The 17,193-nt window shown below is 69.8% G+C and carries 15 protein-coding genes; 11 read left to right on the top strand and 4 right to left on the bottom strand.

What is annotated here, in order from left to right; translation table 11 throughout:
- Positions 1–13: 13 nt before the first annotated feature.
- Entirely contained in the window at positions 14–1,639 is a 1,626-nt protein-coding gene (locus AB3347_RS15510; protein WP_369092701.1) for a PKD domain-containing protein, read from the bottom strand.
- Positions 1,640–1,857: 218 nt separating this feature from the next.
- Positions 1,858–2,277, bottom strand: a complete 420-nt coding sequence (locus AB3347_RS15515) for a DUF1810 domain-containing protein (protein ID WP_369092702.1) — start codon at positions 2,275–2,277, stop codon at positions 1,858–1,860.
- Positions 2,278–2,350: 73 nt separating this feature from the next.
- Between AB3347_RS15515 and AB3347_RS15520 the strand changes: the two genes are divergently transcribed.
- The 6 genes from AB3347_RS15520 to AB3347_RS15545 all read left to right on the top strand — a co-directional run bounded on the left by AB3347_RS15520 (position 2,351) and on the right by AB3347_RS15545 (position 7,709).
- The gene (locus AB3347_RS15520; RefSeq protein ID WP_369092703.1) at positions 2,351–2,563 is read left to right on the top strand and encodes a DUF3820 family protein; all 213 of its coding nucleotides are present in this window, start codon (positions 2,351–2,353) and stop codon (positions 2,561–2,563) included.
- Between the two features lie 81 nt (positions 2,564–2,644).
- Positions 2,645–3,043 (top strand): response regulator transcription factor, encoded by a 399-nt coding sequence (locus AB3347_RS15525; RefSeq protein WP_369092704.1) that lies wholly within the window; start codon positions 2,645–2,647, stop codon positions 3,041–3,043.
- Positions 3,040–4,098, top strand: a complete 1,059-nt coding sequence (locus AB3347_RS15530) for a HEAT repeat domain-containing protein (RefSeq protein ID WP_369092705.1) — start codon at positions 3,040–3,042, stop codon at positions 4,096–4,098. The genes AB3347_RS15525 and AB3347_RS15530 overlap by 4 nt, the downstream gene beginning before the upstream one ends.
- Positions 4,095–5,537 (top strand): glycosyltransferase family 2 protein, encoded by a 1,443-nt coding sequence (locus AB3347_RS15535; RefSeq protein ID WP_369092706.1) that lies wholly within the window; start codon positions 4,095–4,097, stop codon positions 5,535–5,537. Before AB3347_RS15530 ends, AB3347_RS15535 begins: the two co-directional genes overlap by 4 nt.
- A gap of 79 nt (positions 5,538–5,616) precedes the next feature.
- On the top strand, positions 5,617–7,263 hold the full coding sequence (locus AB3347_RS15540; protein WP_369092707.1) for a hypothetical protein: 1,647 nt from the start codon (positions 5,617–5,619) through the stop codon (positions 7,261–7,263).
- Positions 7,264–7,352: 89 nt separating this feature from the next.
- Positions 7,353–7,709: a translation initiation factor Sui1 gene (locus AB3347_RS15545; protein WP_369092708.1), complete on the top strand. Its 357-nt coding sequence runs from the start codon at positions 7,353–7,355 to the stop codon at positions 7,707–7,709.
- 11 nt (positions 7,710–7,720) lie between these two features.
- Here the strand turns inward: AB3347_RS15545 and AB3347_RS15550 are convergent, their stop codons facing one another.
- Positions 7,721–9,583 (bottom strand): ABC transporter ATP-binding protein/permease, encoded by a 1,863-nt coding sequence (locus AB3347_RS15550; protein WP_369092709.1) that lies wholly within the window; start codon positions 9,581–9,583, stop codon positions 7,721–7,723.
- 113 nt (positions 9,584–9,696) lie between these two features.
- On the bottom strand, positions 9,697–11,988 hold the full coding sequence (locus tag AB3347_RS15555) for an ATP-binding protein (protein ID WP_369092710.1): 2,292 nt from the start codon (positions 11,986–11,988) through the stop codon (positions 9,697–9,699).
- A 131-nt stretch (positions 11,989–12,119) separates the two neighbouring features.
- Here AB3347_RS15555 and ribA point away from each other — a divergent pair, with 131 nt between their 5' ends.
- The 5 genes from ribA to AB3347_RS15580 all read left to right on the top strand — a co-directional run bounded on the left by ribA (position 12,120) and on the right by AB3347_RS15580 (position 17,151).
- On the top strand, positions 12,120–12,791 hold the full coding sequence (gene ribA, locus AB3347_RS15560; RefSeq protein WP_369092711.1) for a GTP cyclohydrolase II: 672 nt from the start codon (positions 12,120–12,122) through the stop codon (positions 12,789–12,791).
- Between the two features lie 63 nt (positions 12,792–12,854).
- Complete coding sequence (locus tag AB3347_RS15565) at positions 12,855–14,309, top strand: serine protease (protein WP_369092712.1); 1,455 nt, start codon at positions 12,855–12,857, stop codon at positions 14,307–14,309.
- Positions 14,306–15,268 carry an FHA domain-containing protein gene (locus AB3347_RS15570; RefSeq protein WP_369092713.1) on the top strand — a complete coding sequence of 321 codons (963 nt, stop codon included), beginning with the start codon at positions 14,306–14,308 and terminating at the stop codon, positions 15,266–15,268. Before AB3347_RS15565 ends, AB3347_RS15570 begins: the two co-directional genes overlap by 4 nt.
- Positions 15,269–15,346: 78 nt before the next feature.
- A complete protein-coding gene (locus AB3347_RS15575; RefSeq protein ID WP_369092714.1) occupies positions 15,347–16,438 on the top strand; it encodes a sensor histidine kinase in 1,092 nt (363 codons plus the stop codon).
- A complete protein-coding gene (locus AB3347_RS15580; RefSeq protein ID WP_369092715.1) occupies positions 16,426–17,151 on the top strand; it encodes a LytR/AlgR family response regulator transcription factor in 726 nt (241 codons plus the stop codon). The genes AB3347_RS15575 and AB3347_RS15580 overlap by 13 nt, the downstream gene beginning before the upstream one ends.
- Positions 17,152–17,193 lie beyond the last annotated feature (42 nt).

The raw sequence follows: 17,193 nt of genomic DNA on the forward strand, positions 1-17,193 counted from the left end.
CGCCAGCCCTTGGCTAGCGGGTCAGGCGGATTGGCCCGTGGCCCAGGCGCTCCGCCAGCGCCCGTGCCTGCGCCTGCTTCACGCCCAGGCTGCCGACCGTCGGCGTGCCGAGTTCGCGGATGGTGATCTGCTCGAACACCTGCGTGGTCTTGCCGCTCGAGTCGCGTACCCGCACCACGACATTGAAGTCGCCCTCGACCGCATAGGTGTGGGTGGCGCGCAGCTCGCCCTTGCCGCGGTATTCGCGCAGGCTGGCCGTTTGCGGACCGCTGCCGTCGCCCCAGTCGACCGTCGCGGTATGGCTGTCGCCGGGGTTGCGGTCGCGGAAGGACAGCGTGATCTCGAAGGGCTGGTTCAGGCGCGGCTGGCCGTGCCGGATCGGCCCCAGCACCGGCGCATCGGTGCCGCCGCCGTTGGCGCGCAGCAGCACCACCCCGACATTGGCATCGGCCAGGATGTCGCCGTTGTTCGAGACGGCGAGCGCCGACCGCAGCACCAGGCCCGCCGGCGGATTGAGCAGGCGCGTGTTCAGGTCGACGGGGCCGGCGCCGCGGGTCCAGCGGTAGGCGGTGTTCACGCCCAGGCTGCGCTGCCCCAGGCCGACGATCACGCCGTAGTCGTTGATGTCGTTGGCCTCGGAGGCGACCAGCCCGCGCGGATGCAGGTCGACCAGCCCGCGCGCGCGCGAAAACAGGAAGGCGCGCGGCAGGTCGCCGCTGACGCCATAGTTGCGGCCGACCACGTCGCCATTCTCGTTCAGCCGGTGCGTGATGGTGCGGGTGCCGATGCGCGCCACGCCTTTGCCGGGACTCCACAGGAAGGCGCTGATGTTCGGGCTCAGGGTATCGAGCATGCCCGCAATGTCGCCGCGGTTGTTGTTGTAGGTGGCGAAGGCGATGCTGCTGCCGAAGGCGCCCAGATCGGTCGGCCGGGCGGCGGCGTCCCAGACCAGCACGTCCTCGACCAACTCCGAGCGGTCACCGGAACCGACCGTGATGTTGTTGTCGTTGATGTCGGCGGCGAAGGTCTGGCCGATGCCCGCGGGAGCCGGCAGCGGAATCAGGCGATTGGCTGCCGTCCAGCGTACCGCCCGGTAGGCGCCGTTCTCGTTCGCGAGGGCGGAACGGCCGACGATTTCCGAGCGGTTGTTGATGGCCGTGATGAAGGTCGGGCCATCGCTGCCCAGGTAGGCCAGTGGCGTCAGGCCGCGCGCCGGCGACCAGCGGTAGGGCCGGAACGGGCTGCCTCCCCCTCCCGCTTGGGCGATGCTGGCCGCGAAGCCGATCTCGCCTTTGTCGTTCAGGTCGCCGAGGAGCGCGGTCTGGTTGCCCGGCGGCGAGATGTCGATGGTGCGTTCGCCGTTGAAGAAGCCCACGTGGATATCGCCGTCGACGCCGAAGTACTCGAACGCCGCCTGGCCGCGCGCATTGATGTCCCCGATGAAGGCGAAGGATCCGCCCTCGAGGTTGACGATGCCGTAGATGTCCTTGCCGGCATGGCCGGCCCAGTGTTGCTCCTGCTCTCCCGGCGTGGCCTTGCCGGCGCCGTCATTGCCGGCGGCACTGGCGGCAGCCACCGCGGTCGCCAATGCCAGCAAGCCTGCTGCCTTGGGAATCGTTCCGATCTTGAAAGTTCGCATCTCTGCCTCCGCTAGTGTGCTCGTGCACCTGCACGACGCCAGACCAATGTAGAGCGCTGCGCGGACGGACAAGGCGAACTATCGCAAAAGCGCATCACGGCGCGACTGCGCGACCAAGCGAGCGAACGCTTCGGGCAAAAGGGCTTGCGCAGCGAACAGAGCTTTCTAACAAGCGATGCCTGCGTTCATGCGAGCGCGGCGGCGCGCATCGAGCGTGCTTACAGCCGCGCCAGCGTGGCCTCGTCCGGCGCGCCGTCGAAGTACTTGTCGATGCAGGCCTGGAACACCGCTTCGTCGGGCGCCACGTCGGCAAACAGGGTCATCGAGGAGCGGAACTTGAGCTCGTCCGGGTGGCCGAAGATGTCGTGCGCGGACAGGCCCTCGGATTCGGCCACGATCGATGCGCACTCGCGCACGCGCGCCCCGAGCACCGGATGCGCCAGGTAGGCCGCCGCTTCGTCGCCATTGGCGATCGCGTAGCGCTGCGCCATTTCGCTGCGACCGAGCCCGGCAATCTGCGGAAAGATGAACCACATCCAGTGGCTGCGCTTGCGGCCGGTGCGCAGTTCGGCGAGCACGGTCGCGTACACCGGATCCTGCGCCTGGACGAAGCGCGCCAGGTCGAATTCCTTGTCCATAATGAACACCTCCCCCCGGGACATGCTACAACTTCGAGATTGTTTGCTAAAGTGCGTTCCATAGGACGTACCAATGGACACCCACCACCTCTCCCTGCTGCTCGTACGCGACATGCCGTACGGTAAATACAAAGGTCGCAAGATCGCCGACCTGCCCGGCCATTACCTGGGCTGGCTGGCCCGCGAAGGCTTCCCGCGCGGCGAACTGGGCCAGCTGCTGGCCCTGATGTACGAACTCGACCATAACAACCTGCGTCCCCTGCTCGACCCGCTCCGGACCCGCTGAGTGTGGGTGGCTTACCACGATCGGGTCATGCGCTCGTGCCGCTCGGCTATACTGGCGGCCGCGTCATCTCAAGCGAATTCGATGGACAACGACCACCCTTCCACGCCGCTCGTCCTGGTAGTCGAGGACGACGACCACATTGCCCAGGTCCTGCGCTTCATGCTCGAGCGCCAGTCCTACCGGGTCGTGCACCTGGCCGACGGCCGCGCTGCAAGCGAGCACATCCGTAACGCCATGGAGCGTCCGGACCTGGTCCTGCTCGACGTCATGTTGCCCTATATCGACGGTTTCGAGCTGGTGCAGCTGGCGCGCGAACGCGCCGACTGGGCCGGCGTGCCGATCCTGATGCTCACCGCCAAGAATACCGAGCGCGACACCGTGCGCGCACTCGACGCCGGCGCCAACGACTTCGTCATCAAGCCCTTCCAGCCCAACGAACTGCTGGCACGGGTGCGCCGTTTCCTGAAGACGGACCCATGACGCCGGGCGCCCTGCCCGCAGGCGCCGGCACCAGTTTCGTCACCGTCGCGGTCTGGACCGGGACGATCGCGCTCGCCCTCACCCTGTTGCTGGCATTGCAGATCGTGTTGCTGCGCATGGCACTGCGCCGCCGCGAACGGCGTGCAGCCAGGGCGGTCGCACGCTGGCGCCCGCTGCTGAACCAGGCCATCGTCGGCGAACGCCCGGATCTCCCGGTACTGGCGGCGCGCGAGCGCCTGCCTTTCCTGCAGCTGTGGGCCCACCTGCAGGGCTCCCTGCGCGGCGCCGCCAGCGAAGCGCTTAACGAGGTCGCGCGCCGGCTCGGCGTCGATACCCTGGCGCGCGGCATGCTGGCGCGCGGCGCCCGCGACGAGCGCCTGCTGGCCACCCTGGTGCTCGGCCACCTGGGCGACCGCGCCGCCTGGCCCCAGCTGTTGCCGCTGGCCAGCGCCGCCGACAGCGTGCTGTCGCTGACCGCGCTGTGGGCCCTGGTGCGGGTCGACCCGGAAGCTGCGGCCGAGTACCTGACCCCGCTGTTCGTCGAGCGCGAAGACTGGGCCCTGTCGCACGTGGCCGGCATTCTGCAGCAGGCCAGCGGGCCGGTGGCGCAGGTGCTGGCGCGCCTGCTGCCGCAATTGGAGCAGGAGCGGCTGCCGCGCGCACTGCGCATCGCCGAATCCCTGCGCATCACGCTGCCGGCCGGGGTACTGGCCGGCGCCCTGCGCAGTGCGTCCGGCGCGGTGGTGATCGCCGCGCTGCGCGGGGTGCGCACGCCCGAGACCATCGACGACGTGCGCGCCCTGCTCGGCCACGCGGACTGGCAGGTGCGGGTGCAGGCCGCGCGCGCGCTCGGCCGGGTGGGCGAACGCAGCGACGCCGCTCGCCTCACCCTGCTGCTGGGCGACCCGCAATGGTGGGTGCGCTATCGCGCGGCGCAGGCGCTGCGCGAACTGCCGCTGCTGTCGCGCGCCGACCTGGAAGCGGTGCGCGCCTCGCTCACCGACCGCTTCGCGCTCGACATGCTGGACCAGGTGCTGGCCGAGGAGCTTGCATGAACGATTTCGACTGGGGCCGGTTGCTGACCGATTTCATCACCTGGTTCGTATTCTGCTATTTCATCGCGCTCAACGGCGGCTACCTGGTGCTGAACGCGATCGCCCTGCGTTCGCTGCGCATCAAGGGGCAGGAAGTGTTCATCGCCGGCCTGCCGCGCGCCTACTCCGGCCTGGAGCCGCCGGTCAGCATCCTGGTGCCGGCCTATAACGAGGAAGCGACCATCGCCGCCTCGATCCGCTCGATGCTGCAGCTGAGCTATGCGGAATTCGAGATCATCGTCGTCAACGACGGCTCGAAGGACCGCACGCTGGAGGTGCTGCAGCGCGAGTTCGCCCTGCTGCCCTTCCCCGAGGCCTACCGGCGCCGGATCCCGACCGCCGAGGTGTGCGCCGTGTACCGCTCGACCCGCTACCCGAACGTGCGCGTGATCGACAAGCTCAACGGCGGCAAGGCCGACTCGCTGAACGCGGCGATCAACGTGTCGCGCTACCCGCTGGTGTGCGGGGTGGATGCCGACTCGATCCTGCAGCGCGACAGCCTGGCCAAGGTCACCGAACCCTTCCTGCGCGACCCCACCGTGGTCGCAGCCGGCGGCACCGTGCGCGTGGCCAACGGCTGCACCGTCAGCGGCGGCTTCCTGACCAGCGTCGGGCTGCCGACGAACATCTGGGCCCTGTTCCAGGTGGTCGAGTACCTGCGCGCCTTCCTGTTCGGGCGGCTCGGCTGGTCGGCGATGAACGGCATGCTGATCATCTCGGGCGCCTTCGGCGTATTCCGCAAGGACACCGTGGTCGAGGTGGGCGGCTACCGCCGCGACACCATCGGCGAGGACATGGAACTGGTGGTGCGCATGCATCGCCTGCTGCGCGCAAAACGCCAGCCCTACCGCATCGAATTCGTGCCCGATCCGGTGTGCTGGACCGAGGCCCCGGAAGACTACAACACACTGAAGAACCAGCGCATCCGCTGGCAGCGCGGGCTGGCCGAAAGCCTGAGCGCCAACTGGGGCCTGCCGTTCTCGCGCAACGGCGGCGTGCCGGGCTGGGTCGCGTTTCCCTTCATGACGCTGTTCGAGTGGCTCGGCCCGCTGGTGGAGCTGGGCGGCTATGTGTTCATGGTCTGGGCCTTCTTCGCCGGCATGATCTCCTGGCAGGCCTTCGGCGCCTTCCTGTTCGTCGCGATCGGCATGGGCATCCTGCTGTCGGCCTCCGGTTTGCTGCTCGAAGAGATGTCCTTCCACATCTACCCGCGCGGCAAGCAGCTCCTGATGCTGGGATTGGTGGTGATCGTCGAGAACTTCGGCTACCGCCAGCTGAATTCGGCCTGGCGCCTGACCGGCCTGTTCCGCTGGGCGATGCAGAAGGAGGCCACCTGGGGTGCGATGAAACGCAAGGGACTTGGCGACGAGCCAGGCCGGCAAGGCCCGGCGGGCAAATGAGCGCGACCGTCCGCCGGTCCCCGCTACACTGAGCATCATGTCCCGGCCCGTCCCCCTGTTCCTCCTCTTGCTGTTGTCCATGAGCGCCTCCGCCCACGCCGCCTCCCTGCACCTGTGTCCGGCGTCCAGGGCGCCGGCCGGCCAGCCGGCCGCGACCGCTTTTGCCGCCGACGGCGCCGAACTGCGCTTCGTCGTCACGGCGGCAGCGCCGGCCGGCTGCCGCTCGCTCGACCTGGGCGGCGCCAGCGTCGAGACCTTGCAGGTGCTGGGACGCCATGCGAAACCGAGCACCACCATCCTGCTGCAGGGCGCCGACCAGGACGGGCGCTTCAGGGTCAGCGAACAGACCCTGGTACCGGACCATGGGGCCGCGCCGCCGGCCGCGCCGGCACCGATGCCGTTGCGGACCAACCTGCTGGCCGGGATGGCGCTGCGCACCTATGGCGTCGAGGAGCGGGTGCAGGCCAGCCTGGAAGACGGACGCCTGCGCATCGCATGCCGACCCGGCACCCGCCCGGCCGGCGTGCTGCTGACCGGGCCGTGGACCATCCCGCGCCTGCGCGGCACGCTGCGGGCGCGCTTTTCCGGCCAGGGGCAGTTCGGCTGGCAGGCCGCCGACGCGGCCCTGGCGGCGCGCGAATCGGCCCTCGGGATGGGGCAACTGGATGCGCAGTCGCGCGCCGGCACGTCCGGCGCCGGCCTGGCGCTGCCGGCCGGCCTCGATCGCGGCAGCTGGCGCCAGTTCGTCGTCGCCTGTCCTCTCGATGGGGGCGCGCTGGTGTTGGATTCCCTGGTGCTGGAGCCGGAGACGCCGGCATCCACGCCGCCGCGCGCCACCTGGATCTGGGACCGCAGCGCATGGGTCGAGCGCAGCGATGAGCTGCTCGACTGGGCCGCGCGCGAACGCATCGGCGAACTGTTCGTCGTGGTGCCGCTGGCGGACGGCCGGGTTGCGGATCCCGACGCCCTTGCCGCCTTCGTGCGTACGGCCGGCCGGCGCGGCATCCGGGTCAGCGCGGTGGAAGGCGACCCGCACATGGTGCTGCCGGCCGAGCGCGCCGCCACGGCCGCACGCGCGCGCGCCTATGCCGCCTACAATGCCGCGGCCGAACCGGCGGCGCGTTTGAAGGCGATCCAGTTCGACATCGAACCCTACCTGCTGCCCGAGCACGTGCTGCCGGCCGAGCGCCTGGACGCGGAATACCTGGCGACCCTGGCCGCGCTGCGCGCGGCCGCCGGCGCGATGCCGCTCGAATTCGTGGTGCCGTTCTGGTGGGGCGGCCGGCGCGCCGTGCTGGACGGCCTGGCGCGCCACGCCGACGCGCTCTCGGTGATGGACTACCGCACCGATCCGGCCCAGATCCGTGCGTTCGCACTGCCCTTCCTCGACTGGGCGGCGGCCAACGGCAAGCAGCTGCGCATCGCGCTCGAAGCCGGTCCGATCCCGCCCGAGATCCAGCGGCGCTACCGCCGCGCACCGGACGGCAGCGCCGGCGACATGCTGCTGTTCACGGTCGAGGGCCAGCAGGTGCTGGTGCTGTTGCGGCAGCCGCTGGCGCATCCGCGCGCCCTGCCCTACACGCTGGCCGGCACCCGGCACATCGACGCCTCGGCCACCACCTTCCATGCCGACAAGGACGCCCTGCGCGCCCTGTTGCCGCGCCTCGAGGCCGACTTCGGCGCCTGGCCTGGCTTCGCCGGCATCGCCCTGCACGAATTGCGCTAGGCGCCCGACCCAGGATGCCGCTCTCGCGGCGGCCGCGCGCCGCTGCTACACTGGCGGACTCCACATCGCACAAGCAGATTCGAATGAACATGAAGCGTAGTTCCAATGGCGGCCTGGTCTATTCCACCGATGGCGGGCGCATGTGCCCGGCGTGCCGCCGCCCTCTTACCGAGTGCGCCTGCAAGGCCGCGCCGGTCGTCACCGGCGACGGCGTGGTACGCGTGTCGCGCCAGACCAAGGGCCGGGGCGGCAAGAGCGTTACGCTGGTCAAGGGACTGGCGCTCGATGCCGCCGCCCTGGCGGTGCTGGGCAAGCAGTTGCGCACGGCATGCGGCTCGGGCGGCACCGTGAAGGATGGCGTGATCGAAGTACAGGGCGACCACTGCGACCTGGTCATGGAAGTGCTCGCAAAGCACGGGCACCAGCCGAAACGCGCCGGCGGCTGAGGCGGTCGAAGCTAGCCGGCAGCGGCCACCGCGGGCGCCGGCGCTGCCGGCTGGTCGTTGACGGCCGCGCTGCGCGGCCTGGCCCCCGCCCCGTCGAACTGGAAGGCGCCCGCTTCGTGCAGTTCCCACGCGCCCTCGCCCTTCAGGCACAGCACATGGGTATGGTGGCGCAGCACCGCCGCGCGGTGCGCGATGCTGACCAGGGTGGCGCCGCCGGCGCGCAGGCGCCCGTACAGCGACGCTTCGTTGGCGCCGTCGAGCGCGCTGGTCGCTTCGTCCAGGATCACGATGCCCGGCCGGTGCACCAGCACGCGGGCGAAGGCCAGGCGCTGCTGCTCGCCGACCGACAACAGCTTTTCCCAGTCATGCACCGCGTCCAGGCCGCCCACGCGCTCGGCTAGGCGCGGCAGGTGCACCTGCTCGAGGATCGCCAGCAGCTGCGCGTCGCCCAGCTCCGACCCGGCCGCAGGATAGACGAGCTGGCTGCGCAGGGTGCCCGCCTGCAGGTAGGGCTTCTGCGGCAGGAAGAAGAAGTCTTCCAGCGGCGGCCGATGGATCACCCCGCTTCCGGTTTGCCATAACCCTGCGATCGCTCGCAACAGCGAACTCTTTCCGCAGCCGCTCTCGCCGGTGATGAGCAGGGCGTCGCCCGGTTTCAGCACCAGGCTCAGCTCCCGGATGAGCACGCGGTCCGAGCGCGGCGGACACAGGGTCAACGATTCCAGCGTCAGCCGCCTGCCGGGGCGCGTCTCGATGCCGTCCTTTCGATCCGCGCCGGCGGCGCTGGATGCGGCGCCCGGCAGCACCAGCCGGGACAGTGCCTGCAGGCGGTCGATGCCGGCCACGAAGCGGCTCAGGCTCTCGAAGTTGTCGACGATCACGCCGACCGCGCCGAGCACCGCGGTGAAGGCGCCGGCGGCCTGCACCGCCCGCCCCACTTCCAGCTCGCCCGACAGGACCCCGCCGGCCAGGATCGCGAACGGCAGCACCAGGGTGAGCTGGCTGAAAGTGCGCTGGAACAGGTTGAGCGAACGCTGCTTCCTGATCAGCCTGGCGAAATTCTGGATGACCTTCTCGAAGCGGCTGTCGATGTGCGCACGCTCCTGCGCTTCGCCGCGGTAGAAGGCGATCGATTCGGCATTTTCGCGCAGGCGCATCAGGCTGAAGCGGAAGTCCGCCTCGCGCCGCAGCTGCCAGAAATTCAGGTGGATCAGCGGGTTGCCGAACACCCCGAGCGCGATGACCGTGCCGGTCACGGCATACGCCGCCAGCACGCCGACCAGCACGTGCGAGATCGACCACAACACCGCGCTGAAGGCCACCAGCTGCATGATGGAGCCCAGGAAGATCAGCAGGAAGTGGATCGACCTGCCGGTGAAGGTGTTGACGTCCTCGCTGATGCGCTGGTCGGGGTTGTCGATCTCGCTGTCGGTTCCCAGCGCGTAGTATTTGCGCCCGCCCAGGTAGCCGTCCAGGAAGCGCCCGGTGAGCCAGCGCCGCCACTGGTTGGCGAACAGGTCGCGCATGTAGTAATAGAAGGCATAGCTCGGTATCGCGAACGCCAGGATGAACAGGCAGGCCCGCACCGAAGTCCAGAAGCGCGCGCCGTCCTTGCCCGCCAGCGCCGAGGTCATTTCGCCGGCCTGGTTGTTCAGCATCACGGCCAGCTTGGTCTCGACCAGCATCAGGACGATCAGGAGCAGCAGCAGGCTCCAGGCCTTGTGCCTGTCCTCTCCCAGCCAATACGGCTTGGCCACGCTGATAAATTGTTTCCAGGCAGCGAGCGACAAGGGAGCCGCCCGACGTTTTGTTGCGGTTGCCTCCGGAACCTCATCGGTCGCGGCGGCGCTGCGGGTGGAGCTGGGCGTGTTCATGTTGGTCGCATTTGCCTGAATCGTGCCCCCAGCATACGACCGGGAAGGACGCTATTCAGTGCGGAAACAGACATAGCGCCATGCCACGGTGCCGGAACCGGCGCGGCGCCGGTTCAGACGCTGGCGATCGGCAGTTCCACCACGAAACAGGTGCCGCGCCCGGGCGCGGTGGTGAAACCGATGGTGCCGCCATGCTCCTCGATGATCGCCTTGCTGATCGCCAGTCCCAGTCCGGTGCCGCCGCGCGTGCGCGAGTCGGCGCCGTCGGCCTGGGCGAAGCGCTGGAACAGGCGCTTCTGGAATTCCGGCCCGATGCCCGGTCCCTGGTCGGCGACCGACAGGCGCAGCTTGCCGGACAGCTGCGCCAGGCCCAGCGTGACGGCTTTCCCGGGCGGCGTGAACTTGATGGCATTCGACAACAGGTTAGTCAGCACCTGTTCCATGCGGTCGCGGTCGATGCTGGCCGCGAGCTGGGCCGCGTGCGCGTCCCAGTCGGTGCGCAGCGCCACGCCGGCCTGGCGCGCATGTCCTTCCATCGCGGCGAGCGCGCGCTCGACGACCGGCTGCAGGGCTTGCGGCGAGCGCTCGAGGTGCATGGCGCCGGCCTCGATCTTCTGGATGTCGAGCAGGTCGTTCACCATGCGCACCAGGCGTTCGCTGCTCTGGCTGGCGATGGCGGTCAGGCGCATGGCGTCCGGCGGCAGCTCGCCCGCCATGCCGTCGGCCAGCATCGCCAGCGAGGCCCGGATCGAGGTCAACGGCGTGCGGAGCTCATGCGAGACCGTCGCGACGAATTCGTTCTTCATCTGCTCGACGCGCTTGCGCTCCGAGATATCGTGCAGGAACACGCTGAAGAAGGCATCCTCGCCGCGGCCGGCCAGGCCGGCCGTCATCTCGATGGTGAATTCGCGGCCCTGGCGGTCGATCACCACGCGCTCCAGGCGCTGCTCCAGCAAGGCCAGGTGGCCGGTCTGGCGGAAGGCGTGCAGGGCCTGACCCAGGCTGGCGCGGTAGCGCTCCGGCAGCACCAGCTCGGACAGCGGCCAGCCCACCGCCTGATTGCGGCGCCAGCCGAACATGCGCTCGGCCGCGCCGTTCCAGTCCAGGATGATGCCGCGCTGATCGACCGCGATGAAGGCATCCTGGGCCGTTTCCACGATCGCATCGATGCGCTGCTGGCTGGCCTGCACCGAGGCCAGCGCCCGCTCCAGTTCGCGGGTGCGTTCCTCGACCCGCTGCTCGAGCGTGGCGTTCAGGTGGCGCAGCTCGGCCTGCTTTCGCACCAGGTCGCTCACCAGCTGGTTCAGGGTGCCGGACAGCGCCTGCACTTCGACATAATCCTTCGCGTTCGGCACCAGCTGGAGCACCTCGCCGCGCCCCAGCCGCTCGGCCGATGCGGCCAGCGCGCCGAGCGGACGGGTGATGCGGCGCGCCACCAGCACGCCGGCCACCGAGAACAGCACCGCCAGCGCCGCCCCGCTCCACAGTGCCTGCTCGCGCAGGCGCCGCACCGGTGCGTAGGCATCCTCGACATTCTGGCGCACCAGTACGCTCCAACCCAGGCCCGGATACGCGCCGCGTCCGGTCGTGGTGGCATACCCGACCAGGTAGGACTGCCCGTCGGGCCATTGCTCGACCCGGTAGCCGGTGCGCTTCTGCTGCGCCAGGCCCAGGCTGTCGGACGCGATCGTCCGGCCTTGCAGCTCGGGTGGGCCGAGCAGGACCACGCCCTGCCGGCTGACGATCAGCGCCTGCACCCGGCCACGCTCCTCCACTTGCGCGATGATCGAGCGCTCGACCTCGCGCGCCCATTGCCAGGACAGGTGCACGCCCAGCACGCCGGCCGGCGCGCCGGACAGGTCGGTGTAGGGGAAGGCCACGTCGACGAAGCGGCGCGGCTCGCCGTTTTCTCCCGGCAGCAGCCGGGCCAGCTTGACTGCCTCGTGGACGTCGCCCACGTGCACGCCCTGCAGGGCGTTCCTGAACCAGGGGCGCGCCGAGACGTCGACGCCTTCGAGCAGGCCGCGCGCCTCGACGATCACCTTGCCGTCCATGCCGGTCAGTCCGATCCAGTCGTAGTAGCCGTAGGTTTCGCGCATGTCGCTCAGGACCTGGCGGCGCTCCGCCGGCGGCAGGCCGGCGTCGCGCACCGTACGCCGACGCACCATGAGATTCACTTCACGGTAGCGTTCGGCCATGCCGCCGTCGAGTTTGTCCGCGGTCTGGCGCGCCATCTCGCCCAGGCCCTGGCCGATGCTTTCCTTGACCTGCTCGGTGGACGAGCGCTCGACGACCGCGACCAGCAGCAGGGTCAGCACCACGGTCAACAGGGAAAAGGCGAATGCCAGCCAGGCGCCGAGGCTGCGTGGACGGGTGCGCCCGGGAAAAAGGAGCGAAACATTCATGCTGGAATCCTACCCGAAACAGTTACGCCGGCGTAAGGTTTCCGGCTGCAGGCGGGGTCTTCCGCACGGCAGTGTGGGATTTCCGGTAAACTATCCGGTTACTGCAATACGCTTTAAACAAGAGAAACGCCATGTCCACCACACCCGCTGCCGGCGAGCAGCTGCTCGACTACGTCACCTCCTGCGCCCTGCCGACGCCCTGGGCCCAGTTCACGCTGCATGCCTTCGTCGAGCACTCGACGGGGAAGGAGCACCTGGCGATGGTATTGGGCGACATCGGCGACGGCGAGCCGGTGCTGGCGCGGGTGCACTCCGAATGCCTCACCGGCGACGTGCTGTTCTCGCAACGCTGCGACTGCGGCGCCCAGCTCGAGGGCGCGCTGCAGCGCATTGCCGAGGAAGGACGCGGCATCCTGCTGTACCTGCGCCAGGAAGGGCGCGGCATCGGCCTGGTCAACAAGATCCGTGCCTACCGCCTGCAGGAAGCCGGCGCCGACACGGTCGAGGCCAACCTGCAGCTGGGCTTCCATGCCGACGCCCGCAATTACGAGCTGTGCAAGCCGATGCTGGAACAGTTCGGCGTCCGCTCGCTGCGCCTCATGACCAACAACCCGCGCAAGATCGACGCCCTCACCCGCCTCGGCATGCGGGTGGCCGAGCGCGTGCCGCTGCTGGTCAACCGCAATGCCTTCAACAACAGCTACCTGAACACCAAGCAGGCCAAGCTGGGACACCTGATGGGCCCGGTCGAACCGCTCGCAGCCGCGCCGGACGCGGTGCTGGCCGAACCGGGAACGCGCTAACGCGCGCACGGGCACACCGTCCGGTGGCAAGATACCGGTTTCCTCTTGCCATGATCGGACTGCATGAAACGGATATTTGCCGCCTTCCTGCTCTTCTGCCTGGCGGCAGGCGCCGCCACGGCGCCACCGCCTGACCAGGCCGCCCCGCCTGCGCGCGCCGCCGCCCCCACGGTACCGGCGCCGGCGCCGCCTCCGCACCTGCCGCCCTCGGCGCCTCCCGGCGCCACGCCTTCGGCGCCCGCGCCGGGCGAGACCGACACCCAGGATGCCCTGCCGCCACCCTCCTCGGCCGCGCAGGACCTGTACGCGTCGGCACGCGGCGACCTGCTGCAGATCCGGATGCTGCTGAAGAACGGCCGCACCCAGTCCACGGTAGGCTCGGGCTTCCTGGTCGGCACCGGCAACCTGGTCGTCACCAACTACCACGTGGTGTCGCAGATGGCGCTCGACCCCGACGTCTACACCGCCGAGTTCGTCGACACCGACGGCAGCAGCGGCCCGGTCGAGCTGATGGCGGTCGACGTGCTGCACGACCTGGCGGTGCTGCGTGTCAAGCGCGAAGGCAGCGGCTTCTTCAGGGTCCCCGAGCGCCCGCTGCGCCTGACCCAGGGCCAGCGCCTGTACTCGCTCGGCAATCCGCTCGACCTCGGCTTCGCCATCTCCGAAGGCGCCTACAACGGCGTGGTCACGCGCAGCTTCTACGACCAGCTCATGTTCGGCGGGCCGATCAACTCCGGCATGAGCGGCGGGCCCAGCGTCACCGGCAACGGCACCGTGGCCGGCGTCAACGTGTCCAAGCGGCGCGACGGCGAGTCGGTAAGCTTCCTGGTGCCGGTGAAGTATGTGCAGGAACTGCTGCACAAGGTGGACAGCCAGCCGGCGCCGCCGAAGGATTTCAATCCCCTGATCGCGGCCCAGTTGCTGGAGCACCAGCGCGCCATGGTCGACCGCCTGCTGGAAGAGCCGCTGGCGATCAAGAGCATGGGCCCCTACCTGGTGCCGGTGCGCGAATCCGGCCAGCTGCGCTGCTGGGGGCGCTCGAATGTGAAGGCGGAGACGGCCTACACCCTGGATGCGATGAGCTGCGCGATGGAATCGGCCATCTACGTGTCGGCGTCGCAGCAAACCGGCCACGTTTCGATGACCCACCAGTACATCCGGTCCGACAATCTGGCCCGGCTGCCCTTCGCAGCCCTGGCCAGCCGCCTGTTCGGGGCGGGCCAGCAAGGCAGCGTCATCGACACCCGGATGACCAAGCCGGTATGCACCGAACGCTTCGTGCACACCCGCACCCTGCCGCTGCGGGCGGTGACCTGCGTGCGCGCCTACCGCAAGTTCGAGGGCCTGTACAACTTCACGCTGCTGGCGGCCAGCACGAATGCGGCCGAATCGAGCCTGCAGAGCAGGCTGGACGTGTCCGGCGTCTCGTACGAAAACGGCATGCGCGTCACCCGCGCCTTCCTGGGCTCCTTCGGCCGCAGCGTCCGGCGCACGCCTCCGCCCGGGAGCAAGCCATGAACGGCCCCTGGACGGTCGAGATCCTGGCGCGCAACGGCGAAGTGCTGCACCGGCACCGGGCTGCCAGCCTGCCGATCCGCGTCGGCCGCGCCTACGACAACGACTTCATCCTCGACGACGAGTACGCCGCCGCGCACCACGCGCTGATCGAGGCAGGCCCTGACGGCACGCTCGTGATGCGCGACCTCGGCACGCGCAACGGCCTGAACCACAATCGCAAGCGGGTGCAGCAACTCGTCCTGGGCGGCGACACCGTGGTGCGCATGGGTCATACCTCGCTGCGGGTGCGGCCGGCCGATTTCCCGGTGCCGGCCGAGCTGCTCGACCGCACCATGCACGGCTGGGAAGGCCTGCTGCCCGGCCTGGTCGGGGCGCTGCTGGCCGGGCTGGTGGCCCTGTTGGTCACCTGGCTGTTCGACGCCCAGCCTTTCGAACTGCTGAACTACGTGCTGGCCCCGGTTGCCGGCATCGGCGCGGCGCTGCTGTGGAGCAGCCTGTGGGCCTTCATGAATCGCCTGTTCGGACGCTACACGCGCCTCGGGCGGCACCTGTTCATCGTCGGCTGCGGCCTGGCGGCACTGGTGGGCTTTCGCCTGCTGGCGGCCATCATCGCCTACGCCTATTCGCTCGAGTGGCTCACCCGCTACGGCTCGCACGTGGCGGTGGCGACGGTGGCCGGCATCATCTACTTCCACCTGGCGACCATCAAGCCGCCGCTGCGGCGGCGCATGCGCGCGATCTGCGCCGCGGCCGCCGTGCTGGCCTCGAGCCTGGTGCTGATCATGAACCAGCAGCGCCACGGCCGCGTCGCGGACGAGCTGTACATGGCGGTGCTGCTGCCGCCGGAGCTGCGCGCCAGCCCCGACGCGACGGTGGCCGAGTACATGGCCGACGTCGAGAAGATGCGCGCCGAACTGGACGCCGGGCGCAAGGCCCCGCCCGCGGCCGGCGGCAACTAGGGCGCCGGGTCCGGCCGCGGCGCTTTGACAAGCGCGGGCGTATGCAGGATCATCGGGCATCTCCCCGACCCGTGCCCCATGAATACGACCCGCAGCAAGACCGCCTTCGTCATCGCCTGGCTCCTGTTCTGGGTCCTGATGGTGCTGGTCGCGGTCGAGGACTACCGGCGCGACGGCGGCAGCGCGTATTGGCAGCCGGTGCTGTGGGAAAGCTCCTCGGCCTGCGTGGCCACCCTGCTCTTGCTGCTGCAGCGCCGCTTCGGGGCGCGCTACAACCACCTGGTCGCCAGCCCGTGGCGCTGGTTCGCGCTGCAGGCACGCATGCTGCCGGTGTACTGGCTCGGCTTCGTGCCGCTGGCCTTCGGCATCCGCCACGCCGTGTATGCGCTGCTGGGCGCCAGCTACGAACACGAGCCCTGGCCCCAGGTGTTCGTCTACGAATCGCTGAAGATCACCGTGTTCGCCGGCCTGTTCACCGTGATCGGCTTCGGGCTGCTGTCCTACCGCGAGCTGCTTGCCGCCCGCCTGCGGGCCGAGCAGGCCAACGCGCTGCTGCGCGAGGCCCAGCTGCAGTCGCTGGCGCGCCAGATGCAGCCGCACTTCCTGTTCAACGCGCTCAATACCATCTCTGCGCAGATGCATACCGACGTGGCGCGCGCCGACGCCACCCTGGTGCAGCTGGCCGACCTGCTGCGCGCCGCGCTGGCGCTGGGCGAGCGGCCCCAGGCCACGCTCGAGGAAGAGCTGCGCCTGGCGCGCGCCTATGCGGGCGTCATGGAAGCCCGCTTCGACGGCCGCGCGCAAGTCGCCTGGCACATCGACGATGCGGTGCTGGGCGTGCTGCTGCCGGCGATGAGCGTGCAGCCGCTGCTGGAGAACGTGTTCAAGCACACGGTCGAGCGCCGGCGCGACGCCACCCGCATCATGGTCAGCGCATTTCGCAGCGGCAGCGGCAGGGATGGCGACAGCGGCAGCGGCCTGGTCCTGCGCATCGAGGACGACCGTGGGGTACTGGGCACGGACGGGGACGTCCGCCCCGTGTCCGGCCTCGGCCTGGCCAACCTGCGCGCCCGCCTGGCGGGGCTGCATGGCGCCGCGGCCAGCCTGACCCTGACCCAGCTGGCGCCGGCCGGCGTACGCACCGAACTGAGGCTGCCATGCGACTGCTGATCGTCGACGACGAGCGTCCGGCACGCGAGCGCCTGCGCCGCATGCTCGCCCAGGAAGCGGACATCGAGGCCGTCGAGGAGGCCGCCGACGGCCACGCCGCCCTGCGCTGCCTGGCGGCGTTCCGGCCGGATGCCCTGCTGCTCGACATCGAGATGCCGGAACTGTCGGGCATCGACCTGGCCGCGTCGCTGCCGGCGCCCGCGCCCCTGGTGGTGTTCGTCACGGCCTACGACGCCTATGCGCTGCGCGCATTCGACGCCAATGCGATCGACTACCTGCTCAAGCCCTTCGACCAGGCGCGCCTGCAGCGGGCCCTGGCGCGGCTGCGGGCGCGCCTTGCGGTGCGCGATCCGGCTGGCGCAGGCACGGGCAGCGCGTGCGGCCTGGCGCCGCGCCAGCTCCTGGTGAGCGAGCGCGGCCTCACCCGCGTGGTGCAGGTGGCGGACATCGAATGGCTGGAAACCGCCGACAACTACGTGGCCCTGCACAGCGCGCAGGGAGCGCCCCTGCTGCGCCAGACCCTGGCCGGGCTGCTGGCGCAGCTGGACGGTTTCGTGCGCTGCCACCGGCGCGCCGCGGTGCGGCCCGGCGCCATCGAGCGCATCGTCCAGCTCGACAAAGGCGATTGCGCGCTGGTGCTGCGCAGCGGCGCCCGGGTGCCCTGCAGCCGCCAGTACCGGCCGGTGCTGATGGCCGCCCTGCAGGCCGCCTGAGCGCACCCCGCCCCCTTAGTCCGTTCCGCCCCGCCGCAGGCC

The organism is Massilia sp. X63, assembly GCF_041023745.1.
Lineage (GTDB): Bacteria > Pseudomonadota > Gammaproteobacteria > Burkholderiales > Burkholderiaceae_D > Telluria.